Below are 6,069 nucleotides of genomic sequence, written 5' to 3'. Positions count from 1 at the left end.
GGTCCCCTTTTTCACCTTTCGCTCCTTGTGCTCCGGTTAATCCGCGTTCACCTTGGTCCCCTTTTTCACCTTTCGCTCCTTGTGCTCCGGTTAATCCGCGTTCACCTTGTTGTCCTCGGTCACCTTTTTCACCTTTAGCACCATCTTTAATATCAATATTTTGAATTAACTCATCTACACCTTCGTTGTAGACATTGTTTCCATCTTTATCTAAGTAGAATGTTAAATGGTTTGTATCGCCAACTTTATTTTGGTCTACACGAGGTTTAACAACTTCTGGTTTTTCAACTAAGTCTTTTGCAACACCAATTTGAACAATACGAGGTTGAGCTTCTTTCGTAATAACATTACTAATTGGTAATCCTAAAACTGTTTCTGAACCATATTGATGAACTTTATAAGTAATTTGACGTTCACCGTTAACTCCATCTCTAACAACTTTTTTTTCGCCTTCAGCTAATTTAGTTGTTGGAATATACATTGTTTGGAAATCAATTGTTTCTTTAATTACTTTTCTCTTAGCAGAGTTACCTGATGGATTAGCATCTAAGTACAATGGTTGTTCTTTGAAGTAGTAGTTTGAGTTACTATATGGATCGTTAATAGTAGCTTCACTACCACCACCTTGGTTCACATTAAATGTTGTTGGTTGTAGTTTTAAAGTTGCATCCCCAGTAGGATTAGTAATTGGTAAATAGAATCTAATTGTTTGATCTCTATTTGTATCTACAGAACTAGCTAATGTATAACCAGAATGAGACATGAAGTTTTGTCCCTTAACGATAGTTGGATTTCCAGTAGTTCCAGATACACCTCGTAATTGTGGATCTCCAAAACCATTACCAGTATGAAGGATAAAGTTGTTTCTTACAAATTCTCTAGTATTTCCTGGAGCTGTATAGTTAATTGAAACATCTAACCCACCATTAGTTCTTGTTGTTGTAACATTATAATGAATTGGTGTATTTAAACGTGCTGTACCTTCACCTGTAAATTTATGAGTTCCTTTACTTACATCAGTTGGTTCAACTGCATCTTCAACTCTTAAACGTTCCACTTTATCATGATTTGTTGTTCCAGCACTTGCAGCTACTGTATTAGTAGGCGTTGCCGCTGGATGATTTACTGGTTGAGTTGGAGCTGGACGAGTTGGTCCACGTCTTCCTGCTGCACGAAATCCACTATATCCAGATTCACTATTTACTGCTTCTCTTGTAGAAGCCTCTCTTGTTTCAGGAGTAGTAGTTGTTACTTCCGCTACTTTGTCTTCTTTTGGAGTAGTAGAAACTGTTTCAACTTTTGCTTCTCTTGTTGAGCCTGTAGTTGTAGGAGTTTCTGTTACTTCTTTTACTTCTTTCTTTTCTTCAACTTTTGTTTCTTTTGGAGTTGATGTAACTACCTCTTCTTTTGTAGATTTTGTTACAGTCGCTTTCTTTTCTACTGCTTCCTTACTGAGCGCCTGTTTGGATGTTGGTAAAACGTTTGCATCAGTTTGCGCAGGAATTTGTGGTGCTGTAATTTCGGCAGCTTGTGCGCTAATTCCTGTTAAAAAGAAAAATCCTGATAATACCGCTACGCTGGCTACCCCCATACTGTATTTACGAATACTGTATCTTGTATATCCTTCACGGGTATTTTCTTCAATATTCCATTTAGCTTTTCTTGCTTTAGACATATCTTTCTCCTCCTGTATTTTCCAATGTTAAATTTATATTTCGAAAATATTAAAATTGTTTAAGATTTATTTCTTGTTCGTTCAATCACGATACGGACGAATTATATCTCTCAAATTCTTATTATTCAATACTATTTCCTGTTTGTATTTCTTCATTCAAGGTGAAAAAAATTACGATTATTAACTTTTTTCCCTTTGAGTGAAACTTTCGTGTAATTTCTTTGTAATATTTCTAGAAATATTCTCATAAAATTAACGGAATTTTCACCATAATGCAACCGCTTGCTATGTTGATTTTATAAGCTTTCTATTTACTTTCAAACCGACTTATATTATCATATGTTTAACACGTCACAACGAAAAGGAGTTGCTATGAGAAATCTACTTTCCTCTAAAGAAAAAAGGCAATTAGAGTTTATGGAATATTTAATTGATTCAAAAAAATGGACTCATTTATATAAATTAGCCGAAAAATTTGACTGTACAGAACGAATTTTAAAACAAGATATTGCTGAATTAAGAGATGCTTTTCCTAATATCGATATTCAAACTTCTACAAATGGAGTTAAAGCTTATTTTTCAAAAGAAAATAGTATTGAAGAAGTTTATAAACACTTTTTTGTAAATTCACAAAATTTTTCTCTATTAGAATATGTATTCTTTCATGAAGGAGAAACAATTAATGACATTAGTAATGCATTTTATACCACTCCTGCTAATCTATACCGCATTGTTAATAAAATGGTTAAAGATATTGAACCTAAATTTAAATTGAATATTCAGTTAACTCCCGTTTCTATTACAGGAAATGAAGTGGATATTCGTTATTTTTATGCTCAATATTTTTCTGAAAGATATAACTTTTTGGAATGGCCTTTTACTGATTTTAATGAGGAAGATTTGGATGAATTCGCAAAATATTTTTATACTCCGACCAATTATCCAATGGGCTTTGCGATATATCATATGTATAAATGGATGATAATGATTGGAATTTATCGTGTAAAAAATAAACATTTTGTTCCAATCCCAGACAACTTCTTTGATGAAATTTTTCCACCATTTGCACAATTACCAGATATTGAAGAAAAATTAGTTTATTTTTCAGAGAAATTTCAACTAAGTATGACACCTGAAGTGTTGGCTCAAATTTTTATTTCATTTATTCAAGATACTATCTTCTTAAGTCCTGAAGAGTTTTATGCATCCCTAGAACAAGATGAATATGCAAAAAACTCATGCCAATTATTAGATGAAATGTTATTGAAAATTGAATTTAAACTAAACATTCATATCCATAATCGAAATGATTTAATTTGGTATATGCATAATACTGTTCATTTAGAACGACAAGAAACATTTACAGATCCTTTGTTATTTAACCAAAAACAAAGAACGATGAATAATTTTCAAACACATTTTTCATCCGCCTTTGAAATCGTAAAATCTGAAATTATAAATTATTTGAAATTAATGAACCGTACTCATACTTCTGAGCATATCGATCACTTAATTTATACACTCTTTACTCATGGAGAAGATATGGCTATTCAATTATTAATGAATCGCCCTCAAATTAAAGTATTAGTGATTAGTAATTTTGACCATGCTCACCCTATTACATTAATGAAAGTTCTATCTTATTATTGTAATGACCGATTCATCTTTGAAACTTGGAATGAAGTAAATCTTTCCAGTGATATTTTAAATAAAACTGATTATGATATTATTGTTGCAAACTTTTATATTGATGGATTAAACAAAGAATTTATTTGTCATAATAATTTAACGATAATGGAATTAGTGAACTATTTAAATACACTTTCTGATTCATTTTAAAATAAATAACCCCCGCCAGTTATTCTGACGGGGGAATTTTGTTTATTAAATTTTAGATTGGAAATACTGCTACACCAATAATTTTTTTATCAAAATTGTGCAATTCTTGTAATTTTTTCTCGAAATCAACATAACGAGTCTTCCCAAATTCTTCTACAAATAGGTAAGCATCAAATTGACAAATTCTTTCAAAATTAGAAGCTTCTACATATTCAATCGATACATCTTGAATTTTTTGCTCCCATTGTTTTGCAATAGCTTTACTTGAAGTAACTACAGCAAAGTCTCCAAGATTTTCTTTTTTATAACGAATTAATTGACGTAACACTTCCGCATTTTCAATTTCAAATACTTGTTGGATATCGTATTTTTTAAAATCACCTACACGGTTCATTGTTGGATTAAATAAATACCAAACAAAGTTCATAAAGATGACAATAAATCCTGCTAATACAAAAACAACTACCATTCTTAATACTAATTGTTTTATATTGAAGTTTGAAACTGTTGTTTCACTTCCACCAACTTCTTGGGAATTAACAGTATTTAATTTTTGAATCGTCACGTCTTTAAATGTATCTTTATAACTATTCATTAATGCATCAACTTTTTTCTCAATTAATTGATTTAAAGTTGGACTAGTTGTTAAAGCTTTAACAGAAACACCTGTATAATCCCCTAGTGAAGATACGATAATTTTCTTTTCCCAGAAATCTATATCTGAATTTCTTAATTGAGTTGCATTACTCGCAATTTCTCCAGCATATTTCGCCACTTCTTGATCTGTTGAATCATTGAATAAATAAGCACCATTCATATTTGAACTAATTAATTTAGAGTAGAAATAACTAAATTGATCATTCTTCGTATTAGATTCTGTTTTAAATTCTTTTTCTGGTGCATTAATTTTATAAATAATATAGCTTGAGTAACTTGTATTATTTTTTACGACTGATTTTGAAGTAATTGCTTTATAGCTCATTGGTAAAGCCATTAAAACAAATAATACAAAAACTGCAATAACATTCCATTTTTTCTTTTTCTTTAAATTAGCTAATAAATCAGCTAATGAATAATTTTCAAACATGTATATAACCATCCTTTGCTAATGTTGTATGATAAATAGGTTTCTTCATCGAGTAGGACATTAAGAAAATCACTATTACAACTGTCCAAAATTGCATTGTGAACAAACTAAAGAAACTTTCTGAGAAACTACTTCTTGCCATAAAGAATAAATTACCGAGAATTAATAATGATACGGTAAATCCAAGTAGATTTTTTCTATACGCTGAATTTAGTAATGCGATAAAAATAACTCCTAAAATACAACTCGTTATAAATAATCCAACAAAACCATAATCAGTGTAAACTTCCATCATATAACTACTTCCGATACCATGGCCGTCTAAATATTGTTGTTTTAATACTAAGTACGAAATATTATGAGCATAACTATTACTTTCTAAAGCTAATTCAATACTATTTGTCGTTGTTTTAAAAGCAGTGGTCCCTAATAAATTCATCCCAATACTACCGCGATAAAAATAATCAATAATAGGACCAAAGGTAAAGTTTCTCATTTCTCGAATTGGTAAACTACTACGATATAAATAACCTCTGGCTAAAACTCCAAAACTAGTTCCTTGTTTGTAAATAAAATCGACTAATAAAGCAAAGATACTATCAAACTTTAATTTCGCTCCATCTCGTATATAGTTCATAGCCCCCATCGCAAGCATTAAGACTGGTGTTCCTACTCCTAACGTAATTTTTTCTCTACGTCCAAGCCAAACTTCTTTTTTATCAGAATAATGACGCATAAAGAAATATACAAAGGCAAATAATAAACTTAAAATAAATGGATTTCTTGTACCAATGACTAAATGAATCATATTGGCTACAACATATAAACCAAGCATAAAAATAGAAGCTTTTTTAGATGGTTTCGTTGCTAAATAGACACATAATGCATAAAACATAAAAGCTGATAATAAATAAGTAAAGTATGGTAATTTACTTGTAAAATTCGCATAATATCCATAGTAGGTAGTTTGTAATCTAAAAATTAAACGTTCCACTAATCTTAGTACATAAAATGGATATGTTAACCAAAATACTGCTAAAGAAACTCTTCGAACTTGTAAAATTAATCGAGCATAAGAATTTTCATCAACAGGCTTTTCTTTTTTTCGACTAAAATATCTGACACCTATTATTCCACCTAACCATAATCCTAGTAAGGAAACTAGAATAATATTAAAAGTGAATACATAAGCATCTTGTTGATATGTGTCAAAACTTCCAATTCTTAAATAATCAATTAATGGCCTTGAAAATAAAAATACAAAAATTGTCATATAAAACAAGATATGAATTAATTGATATTTTAAGTTATGAAAACTAAATAATGTATGTGCAATAAAAACTATTACAACGGTATATAATAAAGTTTCTAAATGATTATTATTTAAATAAATCAAATAAAAAACAATTGCTAAACCATAGCAGAAAGTTGTAAGTACTGCATGAAGTTTTCTTAAAGAATCCGGCAT

General features: G+C 30.1%; 4 protein-coding genes. 1 reads left to right on the top strand and 3 read right to left on the bottom strand.

Annotated elements, in window-relative coordinates:
* A partial coding sequence (locus RYK07_RS05580) for a G5 domain-containing protein (protein ID WP_314852823.1) occupies positions 1 to 1,675 on the bottom strand: 1,675 nt, incomplete at its 3' end.
* Between the two features lie 339 nt (positions 1,676 to 2,014).
* Between RYK07_RS05580 and RYK07_RS05575 the strand changes: the two genes are divergently transcribed.
* Positions 2,015 to 3,514 (top strand): M protein trans-acting positive regulator PRD domain-containing protein, encoded by a 1,500-nt coding sequence (locus tag RYK07_RS05575; protein ID WP_314852822.1) that lies wholly within the window; start codon positions 2,015 to 2,017, stop codon positions 3,512 to 3,514.
* A gap of 52 nt (positions 3,515 to 3,566) precedes the next feature.
* Here the strand turns inward: RYK07_RS05575 and RYK07_RS05570 are convergent, their stop codons facing one another.
* Both RYK07_RS05570 and RYK07_RS05565 read right to left on the bottom strand, forming a co-directional pair.
* Entirely contained in the window at positions 3,567 to 4,601 is a 1,035-nt protein-coding gene (locus tag RYK07_RS05570; protein WP_314852821.1) for a prephenate dehydratase, read from the bottom strand.
* A complete protein-coding gene (locus tag RYK07_RS05565; RefSeq protein WP_314852820.1) occupies positions 4,594 to 6,069 on the bottom strand; it encodes an O-antigen polysaccharide polymerase Wzy family protein in 1,476 nt (491 codons plus the stop codon). The genes RYK07_RS05570 and RYK07_RS05565 overlap by 8 nt, the downstream gene beginning before the upstream one ends.

Source organism: uncultured Granulicatella sp. (assembly GCF_963528315.1).
Classification (GTDB): Bacteria; Bacillota; Bacilli; order Lactobacillales; family Aerococcaceae; genus Granulicatella.
This window is presented reverse-complemented; position numbering and strand designations above follow the sequence as displayed.